Source organism: Pseudoalteromonas sp. SWXJ133, from assembly GCF_015864365.1.
In the GTDB taxonomy this organism is placed as follows: domain Bacteria; phylum Pseudomonadota; class Gammaproteobacteria; order Enterobacterales; family Alteromonadaceae; genus Pseudoalteromonas; species Pseudoalteromonas arctica.
Window position 1 is genome coordinate 97,939 of the sequence record NZ_JADYXJ010000007.1, and the last position, 20,365, is coordinate 118,303.

Annotated in this window: 18 protein-coding genes and 1 tRNA gene; 2 read left to right on the forward strand and 17 right to left on the reverse strand. The window is 38.0% G+C overall.

Annotated features, from left to right (window positions below):
- Nucleotides 1-508: 508 nt before the first annotated feature.
- From rpsO to I6F40_RS07460, 7 genes are all read right to left on the reverse strand, one after another.
- Entirely contained in the window at nucleotides 509-778 is a 270-nt protein-coding gene (rpsO, locus tag I6F40_RS07430) for a 30S ribosomal protein S15 (RefSeq protein ID WP_007585509.1), read from the reverse strand.
- A gap of 153 nt (nucleotides 779-931) precedes the next feature.
- Nucleotides 932-1,891, reverse strand: coding sequence for a tRNA pseudouridine(55) synthase TruB (gene truB, locus I6F40_RS07435; RefSeq protein WP_007585508.1), 960 nt, complete (start codon nucleotides 1,889-1,891; stop codon nucleotides 932-934).
- The gene (gene rbfA / locus I6F40_RS07440) at nucleotides 1,875-2,360 is read right to left on the reverse strand and encodes a 30S ribosome-binding factor RbfA (protein ID WP_007585506.1); all 486 of its coding nucleotides are present in this window, start codon (nucleotides 2,358-2,360) and stop codon (nucleotides 1,875-1,877) included. The genes truB and rbfA overlap by 17 nt, the downstream gene beginning before the upstream one ends.
- Before the next feature lie 156 nt (nucleotides 2,361-2,516).
- The gene (gene infB, locus I6F40_RS07445; protein ID WP_166376748.1) at nucleotides 2,517-5,177 is read right to left on the reverse strand and encodes a translation initiation factor IF-2; all 2,661 of its coding nucleotides are present in this window, start codon (nucleotides 5,175-5,177) and stop codon (nucleotides 2,517-2,519) included.
- Nucleotides 5,178-5,202: 25 nt separating this feature from the next.
- Nucleotides 5,203-6,702, reverse strand: coding sequence for a transcription termination factor NusA (nusA, locus tag I6F40_RS07450; protein ID WP_007585502.1), 1,500 nt, complete (start codon nucleotides 6,700-6,702; stop codon nucleotides 5,203-5,205).
- 39 nt (nucleotides 6,703-6,741) lie between these two features.
- Nucleotides 6,742-7,197: a ribosome maturation factor RimP gene (rimP, locus tag I6F40_RS07455; RefSeq protein WP_002958482.1), complete on the reverse strand. Its 456-nt coding sequence runs from the start codon at nucleotides 7,195-7,197 to the stop codon at nucleotides 6,742-6,744.
- Between the two features lie 281 nt (nucleotides 7,198-7,478).
- Nucleotides 7,479-7,555: transfer RNA gene (locus tag I6F40_RS07460), tRNA-Met, on the reverse strand.
- A gap of 432 nt (nucleotides 7,556-7,987) precedes the next feature.
- Here I6F40_RS07460 and I6F40_RS07465 point away from each other — a divergent pair.
- Complete coding sequence (locus tag I6F40_RS07465; protein WP_166376749.1) at nucleotides 7,988-8,449, forward strand: globin; 462 nt, start codon at nucleotides 7,988-7,990, stop codon at nucleotides 8,447-8,449.
- Nucleotides 8,450-8,641: 192 nt separating this feature from the next.
- Nucleotides 8,642-10,198 (forward strand): cryptochrome/photolyase family protein, encoded by a 1,557-nt coding sequence (locus I6F40_RS07470; RefSeq protein ID WP_166376750.1) that lies wholly within the window; start codon nucleotides 8,642-8,644, stop codon nucleotides 10,196-10,198.
- Between the two features lie 60 nt (nucleotides 10,199-10,258).
- Here I6F40_RS07470 and I6F40_RS07475 read toward each other — a convergent pair whose 3' ends face one another.
- The 10 genes from I6F40_RS07475 to I6F40_RS07515 all read right to left on the reverse strand — a co-directional run bounded on the left by I6F40_RS07475 (nucleotide 10,259) and on the right by I6F40_RS07515 (nucleotide 20,115).
- Nucleotides 10,259-10,705 carry an Hsp20 family protein gene (locus tag I6F40_RS07475; RefSeq protein ID WP_166376751.1) on the reverse strand — a complete coding sequence of 149 codons (447 nt, stop codon included), beginning with the start codon at nucleotides 10,703-10,705 and terminating at the stop codon, nucleotides 10,259-10,261.
- A gap of 229 nt (nucleotides 10,706-10,934) precedes the next feature.
- Complete coding sequence (locus I6F40_RS07480) at nucleotides 10,935-11,465, reverse strand: peroxiredoxin-like family protein (protein WP_166376752.1); 531 nt, start codon at nucleotides 11,463-11,465, stop codon at nucleotides 10,935-10,937.
- A gap of 113 nt (nucleotides 11,466-11,578) precedes the next feature.
- On the reverse strand, nucleotides 11,579-12,976 hold the full coding sequence (locus tag I6F40_RS07485) for a sigma-54-dependent transcriptional regulator (RefSeq protein ID WP_197192714.1): 1,398 nt from the start codon (nucleotides 12,974-12,976) through the stop codon (nucleotides 11,579-11,581).
- Between the two features lie 9 nt (nucleotides 12,977-12,985).
- Nucleotides 12,986-13,360 carry an Hpt domain-containing protein gene (locus tag I6F40_RS07490; protein WP_166376753.1) on the reverse strand — a complete coding sequence of 125 codons (375 nt, stop codon included), beginning with the start codon at nucleotides 13,358-13,360 and terminating at the stop codon, nucleotides 12,986-12,988.
- 108 nt (nucleotides 13,361-13,468) lie between these two features.
- Nucleotides 13,469-14,281: a putative bifunctional diguanylate cyclase/phosphodiesterase gene (locus I6F40_RS07495; RefSeq protein ID WP_231609322.1), complete on the reverse strand. Its 813-nt coding sequence runs from the start codon at nucleotides 14,279-14,281 to the stop codon at nucleotides 13,469-13,471.
- Nucleotides 14,282-14,705: 424 nt separating this feature from the next.
- Nucleotides 14,706-14,996, reverse strand: a complete 291-nt coding sequence (locus tag I6F40_RS07500) for a hypothetical protein (protein ID WP_166376754.1) — start codon at nucleotides 14,994-14,996, stop codon at nucleotides 14,706-14,708.
- Nucleotides 14,997-15,648: 652 nt separating this feature from the next.
- The gene (locus I6F40_RS07505) at nucleotides 15,649-18,459 is read right to left on the reverse strand and encodes a PAS domain-containing hybrid sensor histidine kinase/response regulator (protein WP_166376755.1); all 2,811 of its coding nucleotides are present in this window, start codon (nucleotides 18,457-18,459) and stop codon (nucleotides 15,649-15,651) included.
- A 15-nt stretch (nucleotides 18,460-18,474) separates the two neighbouring features.
- On the reverse strand, nucleotides 18,475-18,642 hold the full coding sequence (locus I6F40_RS19670) for a hypothetical protein (RefSeq protein ID WP_331460299.1): 168 nt from the start codon (nucleotides 18,640-18,642) through the stop codon (nucleotides 18,475-18,477).
- Between the two features lie 99 nt (nucleotides 18,643-18,741).
- Complete coding sequence (locus I6F40_RS19675) at nucleotides 18,742-18,999, reverse strand: hypothetical protein (RefSeq protein ID WP_231609323.1); 258 nt, start codon at nucleotides 18,997-18,999, stop codon at nucleotides 18,742-18,744.
- Between the two features lie 78 nt (nucleotides 19,000-19,077).
- A complete protein-coding gene (locus I6F40_RS07515; protein WP_166376756.1) occupies nucleotides 19,078-20,115 on the reverse strand; it encodes a response regulator in 1,038 nt (345 codons plus the stop codon).
- Nucleotides 20,116-20,365: the final 250 nt, after the last annotated feature.

Sequence of the window (20,365 nt, forward strand, 5' to 3'; positions counted from 1 at the left end):
TAAGCGTAGATAAACCTTTTTACCTACGCGCATAGTATATACCAAAGCTGCTTCAAAATGCGAGTCTAGGGTGTGTTGATCTTTGTGGATTGAAATTTGTTCAATCTAGGGTCGATTTAATCACGGCGCGAGATTTGTAACCTAGTGGGCTAAGTAAAAATCGAGCAACAAAGAGTTAATCGCCCCTAGGATGAACCCGCAGGGCAGCGCATGTTTGGCATTTATGCAGCGTTATCGCCTATTTATGGGGAATAACCACACTACATAAGCGCTGCCTTGCCTAAAGACCAAACATACAGCTGCAAAATTAATCACGAAAGGTCAACACACACTAGCTACTAGATTTAAGCTGGGCTAATGAGTGGGTAAATACAACGATGCTTGATAAGCTATGAAATAGGAGTTTTACAATATAATTCAATAGGTTTATATATTTGTTTTATTTTCAAACACAAATTTTAGGCACAAAAAAAGGAGCTAAAAAGCTCCTTTTTCTATAATCTAGTTCTTAGCGACGTAGGCCAAGTTCTTTGATTAACGCAGTATAACTAGTGATGTCTTTACCTTTAAGGTAATCAAGTAGTTTACGGCGAGTGCTTACTTTACGAAGCAGACCACGACGTGAGTGGAAGTCATGCTTGTGATCAGCAAAGTGACCTTGAAGCTTGTTAATGTCAAAAGTAAGTAATGCTACTTGTACTTCTGATGAACCTGTATCGCCTTCTGCACGTGCAAATTTAGCAATGATATCGATTTTTTCTTGATTGCTTAGTGACATAGTAACTCCAAAAATTAAATTTAAAAGGTGTCTTAGCCGATCACTAATTCAGCCAAAACGATTAAGCGGGCGTATTCTACCAACTGTAGGAATAACTACAAGCTAATTATCCCCAACTACAACTAATAAGCCACCGTTAGGCACATTAGTTGCTTATTCAGGCTTCACGTAATCGTCTTGCTGACTAGCAAGACCACGTTTAACCTTTAAATGACCGTTTGAGTTGCGCTCACCAGTACCAATAAATATATTATCCGCAACAACTTTAATTGCACCATCAGGTAAAGCGATTGATAATTCTACAGCTTGCCCGTGACTAAAAATCCCCCCTTGTTCTTTTGTAATTTCAACAACGGGTAAATCAGTTAAAGCAGTATCAATTGGTAGCAATAGCGAGTCTAAATAAGTTGAAGGCGCAAGCTCTTCTTCTTTCGCTTTAGCAAGCAACGCTTCAATCTCATCAAGCGAGACCATTTTATCTGCCGGATACTGACCAACAGCGGTTCTATGGAGCATAATAACGTGTGCGCCACAGCCTAGGTTTTCGCCTAAATCATCAACGATTGTACGAATGTAGGTCCCTTTAGATACATGGGCCGTCATTTGTAATACGTTGCTTTGTTCATCAAATTCGTCAAACGATAAGCTAAACACGTTTATTTTTCTGCATTTGCGAGGGACTTCAATACCTTCGCGCGCGTACTTATATAACGGTCTACCTTGGTATTTAAGAGCTGAGTACATTGACGGGTATTGTTCAGACTCACCAACAAAAGCAGCTATTTCTTTTGTTAGCTGTTCACGCGTAACGTTCACATCTTTAGTGCTAACAATTTCGCCATCAGAATCTGATGTTGTTGTGCGCTCACCCAGTTGTGCACGAACGATATAGGTTTTATCTGTATCGAGTAAAAATTGCGTAAACTTAGTCGCTTCACCAAAACAAATTGGCAGCATACCTGTGGCAAGTGGATCTAAAGCACCTGTGTGCCCAGCTTTTTGCGCAAAATAAACACTTTTTGCTTGCTGTAATGCCTTATTTGATGAAATGCCTTCAGGTTTGTTTAACAACAAAATACCGTCAACTGCACGGCCTTTACTGCGCTTTGCCATCTGTATCAGTGCCTTCTTCGCTATCTGTATCGTCTACGTGATCAGTACCTTCTTCGCTATCTGAAACATCAGCAGCATCAACACTTTCTACGTCTTCATCTACATGCTTTGCGTTATCTTCGCGGATAATAGAATCCACTAAATTAGAAATACGCATACCTTCCATTAATGAGTTATCAACTACAAACTTTAACTCAGGCATTATACGAGCACGGATACGCTTACCAAGTAACGAGCGAATATAGCCCGTTGCTTCATTAAGTACTTTTGCGCTTTGCTTTGCTGCGTCTTCATCTTGTGTGTTAAACACAGTAATGAAAATTTTGGCATAAGATAAATCGCGCGATACTTCTACCGCTGACACTGTCACCATACCTAAGCGTGGATCTTTAATTTCGCGTTGTAAAATTACAGCAATCTCTTTTTGGATTTGCTGTGCAACACGATCAGTGCGAGAAAATTCTCTCATTATACTTGTCCTAAAATAATAACTTATTGAAATTAAATAATAAGTTAACTAAATAATGGATATGCAAATGGGGGCTAAGCCCCCATTTAAAATCTTAGCGTAGGGTGTGTAGAACGTCCGGCGTTAACCTGAGCGTTCAATACTCCCTAGTAACAATTATAGAGTACGTTGTACTTCAACTGTTTCAAATACTTCGATTTGGTCACCAACACGTACGTCATTGTAGTTCTTAACGCCGATACCACATTCCATGCCGTTACGAACATCAGCAACATCGTCTTTAAAGCGACGAAGTGACTCAAGTTCACCTTCATAGATAACAACGTTTTCACGTAGTACACGGATTGGAGCGCTACGTTTAATAACACCTTCAGTAACCATACAACCAGCGATTGCGCCAATTTTTGGAGACTTAAATACGTCACGAACTTGAGCAAGACCAATGATTTCTTGTTTAAACTCTGGCGCTAGCATACCTGACATTGCTTGTTTAACTTCGTCAATCAAGCTGTAGATTACGCTGTAGTAACGTAGGTCTAAGTTTTCAGTCTCGATAACTTTACGAGCTGAAGCATCAGCACGAACGTTAAAGCCAACTACAATTGCGTTAGACGCTGCAGCGAGTGTTGCATCAGTTTCGGTAATACCACCAACACCTGAACCAACAATCTTCACTTTCACTTCATCAGTAGAAAGTTTAGTTAGTGAATCAGAGATTGCTTCGATAGAACCTTGAACGTCTGCTTTAAGTACCACGTTAACTTCAGAAACATCGCCTTCAGTCATGTTAGTAAACATGTTTTCAAGCTTAGCTTTTTGCTGACGTGCTAGTTTAACATCGCGGAACTTACCTTGACGGTATAAAGCAACTTCACGCGCTTTACGCTCATCTTTAACTACAGTCGCTTCGTCGCCTGCAGCTGGAATACCAGAAAGACCTAAAATCTCAACTGGGATAGATGGACCAGCTGACTTAATGTCTTTGCCGTTTTCATCGCGCATTGCACGAACACGGCCATACTCAAGACCACATAATACAATGTCACCTTGGTTAAGCGTACCAGATTGAACAAGTACTGATGCTACTGGACCACGGCCTTTATCAAGACGAGATTCAATAACAACACCAGCCGCCATACCTACAGTAGGTGCCGAAAGCTCTAAAAGTTCAGATTGGTTCAATACTGCTTCAAGAAGGTCGTCAATACCTAAGCCAGTTTTAGCTGAGATATGAACGTACTGCGTATCGCCGCCCCACTCTTCTGGGATAACGTCTAGTACAGCAAGTTCGTTTTTAACGCGATCTGGATCTGCACCTTCTTTATCCATTTTGTTTACTGCGATGATTAAAGGAACGCCAGCTGCACGAGCATGCTGTACCGCTTCTTTAGTTTGTGGCATAACGCCATCATCTGCTGCAACCACTAGGATTACGATATCAGTCGCTTTAGCACCACGAGCACGCATTGAAGTAAATGCAGCATGCCCTGGAGTATCTAAGAACGTGATCATGTGACCATTTACGTCTACGTGGTATGCACCAATGTGCTGTGTAATACCACCGGCTTCGCCAGAAGCAACCTTCGCAGAACGAATATAATCAAGCGTAGATGTTTTACCATGGTCAACGTGACCCATTACAGTTACTACTGGAGCACGAGGCTCTGACTTACCATCTTCGTGGCGGTCATTAAGTACTGTTTGCTCTAATTCGTTTTCTTTAACAATGATAACCTTGTGACCCATTTCTTCTGCAACTAATTGTGCAGCTTCTTGGTCAATCACTTGGTTAATAGTAACCATGTCACCCATTTTCATCATTGTTTTAACAACTTCAGCGCCTTTAACGGCCATGCGTGATGCAAGCTCAGCTACTGTAATTGTTTCGCTAATACGCACTTCATTTTTAACATCAACAGTTGGTTTTTGGAAACCATGTTGTAATGATGCAGGTGCTTTTAACTTAGACTTGTTACGGCCTCTTGACGCTGCAAATTTATCTTTTGCTGGCGCTTTTTTCTTTTTCTTAGCACGGCGTGTACCTTGCTCATCACGAGCATCGGCAACATCTTCTGCTTCACGTGCATAAGTAGAAGTCGTAAGATGGTGATCCGCTGTTTCTTCGCGTTTCTTACGTTCTTCTTCTTCTTTCTTCCAGCGTGCCGAGTTTTCTTCAGCTAGCTTTCTTGCTTCTTCTGCTTGACGTTTCGCTTCTTCTTCAGCTTTCTTCAATGCGGCCTCTTCTGCTTCTTTTTGCAGACGCTCAGCTTCTATGCGATCTTTCTCAGACTTAGCACTTTGCTCTGGGGTCATCTGCTTTTGTTTCGCTTTACGCTCTGCATCAGCTTTGCGTTTAGCTTCTTCTTTGGCTTTACGGTCGGCTTCTTCTTTCGCTTTGCGTTCTGCCTCTTGTTTCGCTTTTAATTCTGCGGCTTCTTGGTCAGCTTTTTGCTGCTCTTCAAGACGCACTTTTTCTTCAGCAGCTAAGCGAGCTTGCTCTTGTTCTTGTTCCATTGCGCTTTTCTTCACGTAAGTACGTGTTTTGCGAACTTCAACTTGAACATCTTTTGCTTTACCAGTAGAGCCCGTAACACTTAAAGTGCTTTTGCTCTTACGTTGTAAAGTCATACGCGCTGGGCCATCTGAACCTGTACCGCCATGATGCTTGCTTAAATGATCAAGTAACGTTGCTTTTTCGGCTTCTGTTACGTTATCAGTTGCTTGCTTAGTGATACCTGCTTGTGAAAACTGCTGTAGCAATTTATCAACAGTCGTACCTATATCGCCGGCTAGTTTTTCAACATTTACTTCTGCCATAGTGTGTAATACCTCCGTTAATAAATTACTCGTCTGCAAACCAACAAATGTTTCGTGCAGCCATAATCAGTTCACCCGCTTTTTCAGATGAAAGTTCTGTGATATCAACTAATTCGTCAATACCTTGTTCTGCCAAGTCTTCAAGTGTAACAACACCCTTGCTTGCCATAACAAATGCTAAGTGACGCTCTAAGCCTTCAAGCGCAAGTAAGTCTTCAGCTGGCTCTGCGCCATCTAAGCTTTCTTCCGTTTTAAGTGCTTTAGTTGTCAATGCATCTTTTGCGCGTGAGCGCAGTAAATCTACAGTCTCTTCATCAAGACCATCAATTTCTAAAAATTCAGACGCTGGTACATACGCCACTTCTTCAAGTGTCGAGAAACCTTCGTTGATAAGTAATGATGCAAACTCATCATCAATTTCTAAATTTTCAGTGAATAAGTTAAGTAACTTATCAGATTCAGCTTCATTTTTAGTACGCATGTCTTCAACAGTCATTACGTTTAGTTCCCAGCCAGTTAACTGACTTGCTAAACGAACGTTTTGACCATTACGACCAATTGCTTGCGCTAGGTTATCTGCTTCTACAGCGATATCCATTGAGTGAGTGTCTTCATCCATTACGATTGAAGCAACTTCTGCTGGCGCCATTGCATTGATAACAAATTGTGCCGGGTTGTCATCGTAAAGTACGATATCAACACGCTCACCGCCAAGTTCTGACGATACAGCCTGAACTCGTGCGCCACGCATACCAACACATGCACCAATTGGGTCAATGCGTTTGTCGTTAGATTTAACAGCAATTTTAGCGCGTGAACCTGGATCACGTGCAGCGGCACGTAATTCAATCATCTCTTCGCCAATTTCTGGCACCTCAATGCGGAATAATTCCATTAGCATTTCAGGTTTAGAGCGCGTTACAAATAATTGTGCACCGCGTGCTTCAGGCTTAACTTCATATAAAAGACCACGGATACGGTCACCCGGGCGGAAGTTTTCACGTGGTAACATGTCATCACGGTAAATTACCGCTTCTGCGTTGTTACCTAAATCAAGTACGATTGCATCGCGAGTTGCTTTTTTAACAACACCCGTTACCAGCTCGCCTTCTTGATCTTTGTATGCTTCAACAACTAAAGCGCGCTCAGCTTCACGTACTTTTTGTACGATAACTTGCTTAGCCATTTGTGTTGTAATACGGTCAAATTTGATTGAGTCGATTTGCTCTTCAACATAATCACCCATTTGCAAATCAGGTTCTTCAACCTGTGCTGCTTCTAGAGTGATTTCGCTGTATGGGTTCTCTAAAGAACCATCTTCTAATACAGCGGCAATCTGCCAACGACGGAACGTATCGTAATCACCGGTTTTACGGTCAATTGCTACGCGTACTTCAATTTCGCCATCGTGTTTTTTCTTTGTAGCTGTCGCTAAAGCGAACTCTAGAGCTTCAAAAATCTTTTCTTTTGGAACCGCTTTCTCATTGGAAACGGCTTCAGCAACCAATAATATCTCTTTTGCCATGGGTAATGCCTCGCTTGCCCTATTCCTTCGCACTCGAATTTAAAACTTCGCGATTAAATTCGCACGTTCGATGTTACTAAGCATGATCAGATGCTCTGCACCATCGCTAGATAGTGTGATCATATCGCTGCTAACTGCTACTAAGTCGCCTTTAAAATTACGACGACCATCCTGTGGAAGTTTAGTACGCACGCGTACTTCCTCTCCTTGCGCCTGCTCGTAGTGATCTTGTTTGAATAATAGACGATCAACACCAGGAGACGATACTTCCAAATCATATTCATTTGTAATTGGGTCTTCGACGTCTAAAATCGCACTAATTTGGCGACTTGCATCCGCACAGTTATCAACTGAGATCCCATCCTCATGAGCAATATATACTCTCAAGGTAGAATGGCGACCCGCTTGCACAAATTCAAGACCATGCAATTCAAAGCCTAACATTTCTACCGCAGGCGTTAACATGGTTACTAAATCTTGTTCAAGTTTTGTCACGAAAATCCTCCATACAAACAAAAAAAGGGCTTATAGCCCTAAAATACTGAGTTTAAGTTTTAATTTGATGACAATTGCCACAAATCGCAAGGTGCAGATACAACAACGCCCCGAACCAAGCGGGGCGTCACACCAATAAAGCATAAAACTGTGTGGCCTAGGGCCAAGCTTGGTTGCGAGTCAGTAAACTGACCTAATTAAACTACATAGTCTAAAACGCAAAACGCGCATTACTTAGAATGCGCGATATAAATTAGTAAGGTAATACCTACTAGTAGAATTGGTTGCGGGAGCCGGATTTGAACCGACGACCTTCGGGTTATGAGCCCGACGAGCTACCAGACTGCTCCATCCCGCGCCAATAGATATCAAACTTTAAATTTAATATCGCTGTTAGCTGTTTTACAACATGCTAAACAATGGCAGCTATTATAAGGATGTACGGGATGATTAGCAACTATAATACGCAATTAGTTTATAAAATTTCCAATTCGTCAAGATGCTAATTTAATGTATATATAAGTAACATAAGTAATCAATCAATTTTATAATATGCTTGTCTCTAAATTATTAAATATCACAGCTTACTACTTTTGAGCAGAAATCAAGCAAACTAAATTTGAGCAACCTTATTACCCTCTAGATCCTTACAATTTACCAGAAACTAAATTGATATAACTGAAACCCATACTTTAACACTAAAAAAACGTGCAGAATTTCAACTGCCCGCTATAATCAATTTTATAACACTTAATAATAATAGTTATTACTCACTGCATCGAGATAAAAAATGAACCAACAACAATCAGCATTGTTAAATAACTTAACAATTATTAAGCCAAATTTTCATGCATTCACGGCTCGATTTCACAGTAAATTGGCTGAATCTAGCATTGAAATGAATTACCCAACAGCCTTACAATTTAACGAAAAGAGTTTTACCCTTTTTTGTGTGTTAGAACGAATTGTTAAACATTTAGATAAGCCAGCATCGGTAGCTCCTTTTTTAGCACATCATTTAATGTACCTAAAAAAAAGCAGTGTTTCACAAAATGACATTGCACTATTATCTGATGCGTTTTACGAGACCCTTAAGGAGCACCTTGGTAAGCACTTTACTCCTGAGAGCCAGCTCGCTTGGAAAAAAGCCCTTAAATATTTTGAAAACTTTGCCAGCAATATTCTATTTAATGTATCTAATGTGATTTCGTTACAACAAAAAATGCAGCAAAAGCAAAGTAATAAAATTTAAATATACAATTTTTAGGGGTGGCAATTTAACTTACTTAACCTCCCCATTAATTAAACTCATTTGCACACCATGATCCAACACGCCTTTATTGCCTTGATAATCGGTTAAGCCTTTTTGCTCTATTCACTCCTAGTTAAATAGTAAAACGATCCTTTAATTAAATACGTCCGTATAAAAAAATTTGGCTTTACTATGACCCATCACAAAACACTCAGACTAATACTGGGCGATCAGCTAAACCCATCTCATTCATGGTACAAACAAAAAGACGACGATACGCTTTATCTCATCGCAGAGCTAAAACAAGAAACTGACTACGTTAAACATCACATTCAAAAACTGTGTGCTTTTTTTAATGCTATGGAAAACTTTGCAACTGCATTAAACACGGCAGGTTTTAATGTTTTGCATTTAACACTTGATGATACCGATGACGACAAAGACTTGATTGAATTACTCAAGCGAGTTGCCGATAAATACCAATGCGACTCTATTGAATATCAATACCCTGACGAGTTTAGGCTAAAATCTCAATTAGCTAAGTTTAAAAGTGATAGCTCATTAAATGTAATTGCTACAGATGCTGAACACTTTTTATTACCGTTCACCGATATAAAAACACGCTTTACAAAAAACAAGCATGTAACAATGGAGCACTTTTATCGTGCTATGCGTAAGCAATTTAATATATTAATTGATGATGCTAAGCCAACTGGTGGCAAATGGAATTTTGATAGTAATAATCGTAATAAATTTTCCAAAAAAGACTTAGCCGACATCCCAGAGCCTAAGTTATTCAATACTGATGTTAGCAGCATTATTTCTCGTTTAAATAAACACAACGTCGCTTATTTGGGTGAAATAAATCAACATTCACTGGAGTGGCCAACAACGCGTAAACAAGCGATTGAATCTCTTGAATACTTTTGTGAGCACTTACTTAGTCGCTTTGGTCACTTTCAAGATGCGATGACAGATCAAAGTAAAAACAATACCAGCCTGTACCATAGCCGTTTATCGTTTGCCCTAAACGCAAAAATACTCCACCCGTTATATGTAATCAAACGTGTAATAAGCGAATACGAACAAAGACCTAATGAAATATCCCTCTCGCAAGTAGAGGGCTTTACTAGGCAAATATTAGGCTGGAGAGAGTATGTGCGTGCCATTTATTGGATTAACATGCCCGACTACGCAGTTAAAAATCAATTACAAGCCAAAAATAAACTGCCATCTTATTTTTGGAACAGCTCTACAAAAATGAATTGTCTAAGCCACTCACTCAAACAAAGCCTTGAAACCGCTTATGCCCATCATATTCAGCGTCTAATGGTTATTGGGAACTTTTGCATGCTTACAGGTATTAACCCTGATGACGTAGACAACTGGTACTTAGGCGTTTATATAGATGCCATAGAATGGGTAGAAATGCCCAACACTCGAGGCATGAGCCAGTTTGCCGATGATGGAATAATTGCAACAAAACCCTATGCTGCAAGCGGTAACTACATTAATAAAATGAGCGATTACTGCAAAAGCTGTCAGTACGATGTTAAACAAAAAGTAGGAGATAAGGCCTGCCCGCTAAATAGCTTGTATTGGCATTTCATGAATAGACACAGAGACAGGCTAGAGAAGAATCCACGTATTGGTATGGTATATAAAAACTGGGATAAACAAGATAAAACACTTCAAGAACAAACGCTGCAACAGGCAACCTACTACCTTAATAATTTAGAAGCGCTTTAAGTAAAAAAACCGCCTCAAATGAGGCGGCTAAATAATCAGGGGAATATGTACTTTAGAAGACTATTTACCTTCTATTAGATTGCTATTACCAATTTCTATTTTACGTGGTTTAAGTGCTTCAGGAATTTCACGCTGTAACTCTATGCTCAATAAGCCGTTAGCTAAATCGGCACCAAGTACTTTTACATGGTCTCCAAGCTGAAACTTACGTTCAAAGTTACGCTCTGCTATACCTTGATGAATAAACTTACGTTCATTATTTTCATCTTTATTAGCTTTAATACCTGCAACTTTTAATGTGTTGTTTTCTGACTCAATGGTCAATTCACTATCACTAAAACCGGCAATGGCCATAGTGATTCTGTATTTGTCTTTATCGAGTGCTTCTATATTGTAAGGAGGAAAACTCGGCTGCTTGTCTGTATTAGCTGCCGCATCCATAAGTGATGCTAAATGTTCGAAGCCGATAAATGAACGATAAAGTGGTGACAAGTCTACTGTACGCATAATAATATCCTCATATTTAAGCGATATTTTGCATGTGCTTTTCTATTGAACAAGCTCAAGCAAAGTTTAATTAATAATATAAATTTCAATTGTTTAAGTTTAATTTAGGACCCATAAGGCGTCCTACTTAACTACATATGGACGGTAAAATTGTTTTCAAGTAAATTTATTAAAAATAAATAAAAAAGGCACTGAAGAGTGCCTTTTTTGAAACCATGTAAAGTGAATACTATTTAATAAATGTGCCTCGGATTGGATAGTCGTTTTCTCTTGAAAACTTAATCCCACCTAGCAGTTGCTCTAAATCAGGACGAACAAACGGGCTGTTTGATATATCTACCATTTGAAGCTGATTTTTTTCATTAAGCACATAAATTCCTGGTTCAGCAAATGGATGATCAGTTTCTGCACCACTGCGAGGCTCGCTAATATGTAGCCCTAAATCAGTCATTTGTTCGATTGTTAAACCATAGTAAATTGGGAAGTTAATATCTATTTTTTCAAGATGTTTATTAAGCTGCTCATGGCTATCACCACTTACTGCAACCACTTCAACTCCAGCCTCTTTAAAGTCTTCATGAATTTTGGCAAGCTCGTTGAGTTGCGCAGTACATTTAGGGCAGTGCTGGCCTCGATAAACAACAATCATTTTCCACGGGGAGTCACTTATCCTGTCAACTAAATCTACCTTTTTCCCATCAACATCACTCACTACTAGTGATGGCATAATATCCGCAGGTTTTAAACTAGTGTTACTCATTGCGATCTCCTTTTACTATTTCAGATTAAAAATTAATTTTGCCCTTACACATAGAGTTTAGGGTAACTTTTATTAATTCAACCTAAAATTGTAATTAAAAATCTATTAAAGCTTTAAGACCATCCCTTTATTTTTCTATAAATGGTAGATGCACTTACCCCTAAATAAGCAGCAGCAAGAGGAATGTTGTCTTCGCAGCTTTTGATTGCGTTTTCAATAGCCCTTTTTTCAACTTGCCATAAAGGTTCTATATCGTGAACCGACATAGGAGATAATTGAACACTCTGATCGTTTGTATTGTGAATTGACTTAGCTGAGCTAGAGTGTTTTACAGCGCCTAGACCAAATGAATTTGGTAGCATATCTTTTTCTATTACATCGGCATCATTAATAACGACTGTATTTTCAATTACATTTTGCAGTTCGCGTATATTTCCTGGCCAATCGTAATTACAAAAAAGCGTCTTAACTTCATCAGAAAAGCCAATAAAATGTTTAGCGTTACTATCGCTTTTTTGTTTTAAAATATACTCAGCGAGCAGTAAGATATCGTTTCCGCGTTCTCTTAGAGGGGGTAGCTTTACGGGGATAACATTTAAACGATAATATAAATCTTCTCTAAAGCGCCCTTCTGCTACCTCTATTATTGGATTTCTGTTGGTTGCACATACCAAGCGAACATCGCTGTGTAATACTTCGCTGCTACCAACCTTGCTAAATATGCCGGTTTGTAAAAAGCGTAATAACTTAGCTTGTAAGTTATGCTCCATTTCACATAATTCATCTAGAAATAGCGTACCGCCGTTAGCCACTTCAACAGCGCCCTTTCGATCGCTTAACGCCCCACTAAACGCACCTTTAACATGACCAAAAAATTCTGATTCAAATAACTCTGCAGGGATCGCAGCACAGTTTATAGCAATAAATGGCCCTTTATTTCTGGGGCTTGCATCATGAAGGGTTTGTGCACAAACTTCTTTACCGGTTCCACTTTCACCTGTAATAAATACGCATGCTTTGCTTCTAGCTGCGCTATCTAGCAATCTAAAAACGGTTTTCATTGCGAGAGATTCACCAACAAAATCTTGGCTTTTATCATTGCTTTCAACCAAAGGTTGTACTTTAGTTTGCTCTTTGGGTGTTAACGCGCTTTCTACTGAGCTAATAAGTCGCTGACTTGTGAAGGGTTTTTCTAAAAAATCGAAGCCACCTAAACGCATAGCTTCCACTGCAATATCAATAGAACTATTTGAGGTGATCATGACTACATTAGCAGGATTTTTTTGTTTATTTACAAATTGTAAAACTTCAAGCCCACTTATATCAGGCAAGCATACATCTTGTACTATCACCGCAGGCATTTTTTCTTTAATACCGACCAAAGCAGAATATCCATCTGCGAAATGCTTACATTCAAAACCTACTTGCTCTAGCTGACTTGCGTACAAAGCACCACTTGCGATGCTATCCTCAACAATATAAACAAGGCCTTTACCCATTGTATCTGACACGGCTTTCTCCTAGATAGCTATACTCTTACTCATTATTTGATATGCATCTCGGGTTTTATCCACGTTATGCTTAATAACAAGCGCTGCGTGCAAATTTTCTTCTGTAGTTGGTGGTGGTGAATCGTGTAACTGTGTTGCCAATGCAGCTAGAGGAGCGGCTCCATATAAAGCAGCCGAGTTTTTCAAAACATGCATTATTTCTCTAATTTTTATAATATCTGCATTACTAATTGCCGTATCTAATTGGTTTGCCATAGTAACTAATTCATCGATAAATAAGTTTACTAATCGGGCTAAAACACTTATTCCAACATCCTTTTCAAGTTGAATTAAAACGTTTAGATCTGTAATACTTTTATCGATAAACTGCTCTGATATAGGCATAGATGACCTTTGTGTAAGTTAAAGCTTCGTACACTAGTAAAATGTAATAGTTGTAGTTTAAGAGTAATTTATTTTTTGCATTTTGCAAATCAAAATGAATATAAACAATCATAGAGCCCAGGTATCAATACTTTTTGTTAATGTTTGCGGCTTATCGAGCAAGTACCCCTGAGCAATATCACAACCAAGTTGTTCTAATATTTGTAATTGCTCATTCTCTTCAATGCCTTCTGCTACAGTTTGTAAGCCCAATCGCTGAGCCATCGCAATAATTGCACTACATAACGTAAAGTCTTCATTATTAGTTGCAATACCACTTACAAAACTGCGATCAATTTTTAAACCATCAATATCAAATTGACGAAGTAGACCTAAAGACGCATACCCAGTGCCAAAATCATCAATCCACACCTTTACGCCTTCTTTATGGAAGTTTTCAAACGCCTTAGCTATTTTATCAGGACTATGAATGAGCGCTGTTTCTGTTAATTCTACTTTAATAGCCTGTGGTGGTATTTGGTACTTTTCTAGCAAAACCATTACTTTTGAAAACACATCACCATCTAAAATTTGTACCGGTGAAATATTTAAAGAAACAGCAATATCTGTCATACCAAAATGTCGCATCTGCTTTAAATCAGACAAACATTGCTCAAAAATCCAGTCACCTAATTCTAAAATCATTCCTGATTGCTCTACATGAGGGATAAACTCATCAGGGCCTACGATACCAAAGCGCGGTGATTGGCACCTTATTAGCGATTCAAAGCCGACCAACTTACCCGTTCCTAATGATACAAGCGGTTGATAAACCATTTTAAAATAATTATTTTGCATTGCATCCGACATGATTCTCTCTAACTCATGCCATCTTGCGAGATTGACTGTGCTTTCTGATTCTAGGTACTTAAATGCATTCATGTTTTGCTCCGATTCTCACTCTTAGTGACTTATGTAATCAAGAGCAAGTTACAGACCATTTAAAAAGTAAAAGCGTAAAAATAAAAACAGTAAATTCAAAAGGTTAAGTTTAGTTATTTGAGTGTTTAAATTTTTCCATTTTATTTGCATTTTGCAATTCAATTTACAATGCACCTAAATTAATAAATGAGAGCTTACTCAAGCCCAAACAGCACAGAGAAACCAGTTAATAATTGTTGGCTAAAAGTAAGGATTAGTAATTGAAAATAAGTATAAAGAAAGGCTTGATAAACTAATTAGGTTACGCACAGCTTGAATTAAAAAGCGTACACGTAATTTTAAAGCTAGGGATAAAAAGTTAAAACGGTGGTAGGAAACATAAAAAAACGCAGGCAACAATAAATAGTTACCTGCGCAAAAGTCTCTAGTTTGAAAGAGTGTCGTTATTTTCGTTTTTAGGGGCTGTTACATGTTGTGCATAGTTAGTATTTTGCGAGTCAAATGTATTACTCATCGACTGTGCATTTTCAACATCAGCTTGTGTAAAGGTAATCGGCTGTATGTCCGTTAACGGCTCTACAGAATCACTACCGCGCAGAACTGTAATACCTATTACTAAGGTAGCTACAAGCAAAATAGACAAAACCATGATTTCAGGTGTAAGTACCCAATTATTACTTTTAGGTTGTTGTTCGGCTTTTGTATTTGTTTGCATATTGCACCTCTTAAAAATTTAACTAAATTGTCTTGATTTGATATTTAATATGTTGCGAAAGCCGTGCCAACTAAACAAAAACAAACGAAAGATAAAATAAACAACAAAATCAAAGTATTAAAAAAATTAAAAATGTAATTTAGAATCCAAAAATAATTTGTAACGTTGTATTTTTATTTTGAATTGCAATTTGCGAATCAAATTGAAAAACTATAATAAAAACACTCATTAAATACTAAAAAATAAATTTAACTTACTCCTAAAATACTAGGTTAATTTTTTCGTTTATCAAGTTTTATGCATCACAAACCCATTTTTTATATTAGGGTCTGTTGATCTTTGCGGATTGAAATTTGTTCAAACTAGAGGCGGTTTAATCGCGGCGCGTGGTTTGTAACCTAGCGGGCTCGGTAACTGCTCCTGCGCTACCCCCTACTGGCTTACATCCATGTAAGAATAAGTAAAAACCGACCAACAAAGAGTAAATAGCCCCTAGGAAGAACCCTTTCGGCAGCGCCTGTTTGGCATTAATGCTTCGTTATCGCCCATTTATGGGGAATAACCACACTGCATACGCTCTGCCTGGCCTAAATGCCAAACAGACTGCTGCAAATTTAACCCTGAAAGTTCAACAGACCCTAGCCTTCATTGCTCAGCTCAGCTTTTCCCACACTTGCGCTAAACGAATGAGCTTTAAATGCTTAGATTCAATAGCCTGTTTTGGTGCATATTTATCAAGCAATAAATAAAGTATTTCACTTACAATTGGTTTAGCTAAATAATCATTCATCCCCGCTTCAATAAATCGCTCTTTATCACCATGAATCGCATTTGCAGTGAGCGCTATTATAGGGGTGGCTATACCTAACTTTCTGATTGCTTTAGTTGCAGAGATCCCATCTAGTATTGGCATTTGGATATCCATAAAAATAATATCAATTTTATTGTTTTTAGCCTTGGTTATTGCCTCTTGCCCATCACTAGCGATATATACCCGACAACCTTTTTGCTCTAAAAACTGTCTTATTACTATTTGATTATTAGTATTATCTTCAGCAACCAATACATTGGTCCCATTCAACTGAGTTAACCCTGAAGGGCTTTCTAAGGCTTCTTTTTGTTCACGATTAGTAAATATAATATCTAAATGAAATAACTGCTCTTCCAATAAACTAATTGCTCGCGGTACATGCGATACTTTAAAAGGGCCATTTAACCTAAGCTCTCTGTCGTTAAGATTTTGCGGTAATAAGCTTTCACCTAATAAGTCTAAGATAAGTAAACACGGTGAATTAAGAGAGTTATATGTATTTATACACTCGCGTGTTTGGGCTAGCATTGGAGGATCAGTTAATACAATTGCATCAGGAAAACTATCATACTCAGGGATATCTGGGCATATTTCATAGTGATCAAAAGCGATAGAAAACCGAGTGAGTGTGTGCTCCAACGCGGTTTTTAAAATTTGGTTATGTCCTACAATCCATACTCTTGGCTTTTTACTTCGTGCTGCAAACCCTTCTCTCAATGTTGAGTCGGTTGTGTCTATTTGTAACGGGTAATTAACGATAAACTCACTCCCTTTATTGAGCTCAGAGTTAACCGAAATATCTCCCCCTACTACATCACAAATTTGCTTACATATCGCAAGGCCTAAGCCACTACCACCATGTTTTCGGGTAATTGAATTATCTGATTGAATAAAAGGCATAAACATACTTTCTATTTTATTTTTTGCGATTCCCATTCCTGTGTCTTTTACTGATAAATGAAGATTTAAATTATTGGCTCCAATGTAAGTACATCTAACGGTCACCGTTATTACGCCTTGCTGAGTAAACTTAATCGCATTGGCTAATAAATTAATGGCTATTTGCCTTATACGTGCATGATCACCAATTACTTGAGCGGGGACATCAGGGTAAAAATCAAGAACAACCTCAAGCCCTTTTTGCAAAGCACTTTGGGTAATAATATCTACTGCTTCCTCAATACACGTATCTATACTAAATGGTTGATTATCGAGTGTTATAGCTTGTGCTTCAAAACGCGAATACGTTAATACATCGTCCAATACACTCAGTAATGCATCAGAGCTTGTTTTAATCATTTGTGTGTAACGCATTTGCTCAGAAGTTAAACCGGTATGATGCAAAATATCTGCAGAGCCAATAACGGCATTTAATGGCGTGCGAATTTCATGGCTAATATTTGCCATAAATCGGCTTTTAGACTCAGCTAATGTTTCTGCCTGATGTTTAGCTTCAAGCAATATTTGCTCGCTTTCAATACGTTCTTGTATATCAACAAGTGTTGCGGCAATAGATAACAAATCGCTTTCGTAGCCACCCACAATGGGAGTAAGTGTCATTTCAACCCAATTATTTATCCCTTGTGCATTAATCAAACGTATATCAAAGCGACGTATATCACGCTTACCTTGTTTATAATCAAGCAGAGTGTTACTAATTTTTTCTACATCTTCTTTTGCTATAAACTTAATTATAGGTAAGCCAAGGCTCTCATCTACATTGCTATGTAAGACGCGTTGCCATGCTTGATTTATAAATAATAAATTGCCAAATGTATCAAGGCGTAAAACAATATCAGGAATATTATCTACAACAGAGTGGTAGTTATATTCTATCTCTGCCATTGCTTGTTCAGCTTTAACTCGCTGCGTAATATTAGTTTCTATAGCGATAAAATGCTTTACTTTACCTTCATCATCTCGCACTGGGTTTGCATCAATAGCAACCCAATAAACGTTACCATTCTTATCGTAATTTGTAGTTTCAACTTGAAAAGGAAGCCCATTTTTTACAGCGTGAGACATAACCTTACGACTCTTTTCACATGTTTTTGGCCCTTGTAGCAATTGACCTGGGCTAGTGCCTATAACCTCATCACAGGTGTAGCCTGTAAGCACTTCAAAACTATTGTTAACCCACTCAATCACACCAAACTTATCTGTAATAATTACTAAGTTATTTGTATGGCTCGCAACAAGCGATAAACGTTTAACATATTTTTGCTGTTGCGTTAGCAAAAATTGAGAATCTTTATGACGTTGAATGTCATAGAACGAGCCTATAAAGCCGCTTTTTTCGTCATAAACTAACCTTAACTCAAACCAGTTCATGAGCCCGGTGCTGCTTTTAATTTGTATTTCTACACTGGGAGCCTGCTTCCCTTCTAGTAAACAACAGCTATATGCAACAAAATGCATAATATCATCGTAATTCATTAACTTAGTAATATTGGAGCCAATTAATGAATCGTTTGAGTAACCTAGTTTTTTCTCCCAAGCTTCATTGATGTAAGTGAGATTTAAATGTTTATCACACTCAAAAATACACTCATCTAAAATAGCTAATAGCTTTGCTTGACGTTGATTACTATTGGAAAGTTTTTCAACTAGTGCATATTGGATTTGAACTTGTAGCTCATCATTATTATTCATGGTCTCTCTAATACTTCATAAAAATATTACTCTCACAAACTCGTGTATAAAGAGAGGAACCTTTTCACAGTAGAATGTTTGTTCAAAAGGAGTGCGTCTCGGTGTGCAGACGCTTAAAATAGTGACATTAGAACCAAATGCAACAGCAGTGCGCACAGTTGAATCAATACAGATAGAAGACACAGTACCCGCTAAAATTATATTAGTGGCCCATGTTTTTAATGTTTTCGGCTAAACCTATATGTGTAAAAGCATTTAAACCTCTTTTCCCTAGCACCACTTCTATAATATTACTAAAAGGTCTAGCTGCTTAATAGTTTGAGCGCCGTACGAACCCGTTTTAAATGCCCCCACCGCAATGGCTTTTAATATACCAATTCGATTTTTCAGCTCGCTGTAGTTTTGCGTAAAGTGAATGGGTGTATTAACAACTAAAGCAAATTGCTCTGCACATAAGGTCAATAAATAGAGTGTATTTTTTACCATGCCAGTAATTTTTGATGACTCTTCAACCGCGTCATAAAAAATGCCTTTTGGCAAAAAAAATTGTTTTGAAAACCAATTAAAATAAATGCTATTTTAGAGAAATTATCCATAACTCTCTCTTTATTAATCAATTTAAGAGGCTAACTGCCAAGGTTTAATAAATTTCTCAAGTACCGCTTTTGTCACTGGCTTTTGTAAATAGTGAGTAATTCCTTTATCAAATAACTCAGCTATTTGCTCATCGCCTGTTAACCCCGTTAAAATAACTTTAGGAGTATCGTTATTAGGTGTATTTTGCCTAACTAATTGCTGCGCCACATCGCTACCAAACATTCCTGGCATACGCTCATCTAAAAGTAGTAAGTCAAATTGCTCATTTTGAGCAAGCGTTAATGCACTAGCACCATTTTCTGCACACGTTACTAAGCAGCCCAGCATTTCAAGCATTACTTTTGTAGCAATTTGGCTCGGTAAGCTGTCGTCTGCAACTAATACCGATAAACGTGTTTGTGTGTGAAATGTTGTTAAAATAGTAATTAAGTCGGTATCAAAAAATGGCCAGCCTAATATTTTTTTAGAGAGTTTATGAGCTTGGCTCAGCTCATAAACATCGTTAATAGAGCACAACTTTATATGTGTATTTAAGCTGTCACTATTTAATTTATCAATTAATGCGTCACCACTAAGATGGCGTAAATCCTCGAGCTGTGCAGACTCTCTAAGCGTGCTATTGAATAATTTAAAATTTAGACCAAAACGGTAGTGAGTATCAGCTGACATTTTTAAACAGCTTTTGAGTAACGCCTCGCAATCAGTTAAAACGTCTACATTTTGTCTAATATCAAGCGCTAAACTAACAGATTTTTTAGTTACTAAAAGCCCGTGAAAATCCAACGTATTTACTTGTTCAGAATCATCAACCTGATAGTGAATACTAACCCCATGAATATTTTCTTCGAGGTTAAGTAAAAAGCACTGCTTTACAGCTGCTAGCGCCGGAATAAGAAACTCCTCGCATTGTGCAATCATTTGCTCAGGCGGAATTTGCAAACAGACATAGTTACATTGCAATTTGTTGATCAAGGTAATAGAGAAATTTCGACTTTGGGTTTCACAATATTTACCTATTACCCCTTGGATAATTTCTAAAACGTGACTATTGATATTCATAAAGTATTCTCGTTGACCCAATGTATAACTCTAGATTATCAAGTTATGTGCCATAAATTAATTCTTGTAAACACACCTGCATTCATAGACTTAAGTATTAGGCGAACAGGGCTCTGATTTGTTATTCGCATTTTGCAAATCATATTGCTATGCATAATATGATTTATGTTTTTATTAGAATGGTGCAATCGATTTTTTCCGCTTTAAATAATTTTTCAATCATTTAAACTGATATTAATCAAATTGAGGA

Bases quoted from the DNA above. Each gene is read 5' to 3' on its own strand.
- I6F40_RS07465 (WP_166376749.1), top strand. From the start codon at position 7,988: ATGAACCAACAACAATCAGCATTGTTAAATAACTTAACAATTATTAAG.
- I6F40_RS07480 (WP_166376752.1), bottom strand. From the start codon at position 11,465: ATGAGTAACACTAGTTTAAAACCTGCGGATATTATGCCATCACTAGTA.
- rbfA (WP_007585506.1), bottom strand. From the start codon at position 2,360: ATGAGAGAATTTTCTCGCACTGATCGTGTTGCACAGCAAATCCAAAAA.
- I6F40_RS07505 (WP_166376755.1), bottom strand. From the start codon at position 18,459: ATGAATAATAATGATGAGCTACAAGTTCAAATCCAATATGCACTAGTT.
- I6F40_RS07495 (WP_231609322.1), bottom strand. From the start codon at position 14,281: ATGAATGCATTTAAGTACCTAGAATCAGAAAGCACAGTCAATCTCGCA.
- I6F40_RS07490 (WP_166376753.1), bottom strand. From the start codon at position 13,360: ATGCCTATATCAGAGCAGTTTATCGATAAAAGTATTACAGATCTAAAC.
- truB (WP_007585508.1), bottom strand. From the start codon at position 1,891: ATGGCAAAGCGCAGTAAAGGCCGTGCAGTTGACGGTATTTTGTTGTTA.
- I6F40_RS07500 (WP_166376754.1), bottom strand. From the start codon at position 14,996: ATGCAAACAAATACAAAAGCCGAACAACAACCTAAAAGTAATAATTGG.
- I6F40_RS07470 (WP_166376750.1), top strand. From the start codon at position 8,642: ATGACCCATCACAAAACACTCAGACTAATACTGGGCGATCAGCTAAAC.
- rpsO (WP_007585509.1), bottom strand. From the start codon at position 778: ATGTCACTAAGCAATCAAGAAAAAATCGATATCATTGCTAAATTTGCA.
- I6F40_RS07515 (WP_166376756.1), bottom strand. From the start codon at position 20,115: ATGAATATCAATAGTCACGTTTTAGAAATTATCCAAGGGGTAATAGGT.
- I6F40_RS07475 (WP_166376751.1), bottom strand. From the start codon at position 10,705: ATGCGTACAGTAGACTTGTCACCACTTTATCGTTCATTTATCGGCTTC.
- infB (WP_166376748.1), bottom strand. From the start codon at position 5,177: ATGGCAGAAGTAAATGTTGAAAAACTAGCCGGCGATATAGGTACGACT.
- nusA (WP_007585502.1), bottom strand. From the start codon at position 6,702: ATGGCAAAAGAGATATTATTGGTTGCTGAAGCCGTTTCCAATGAGAAA.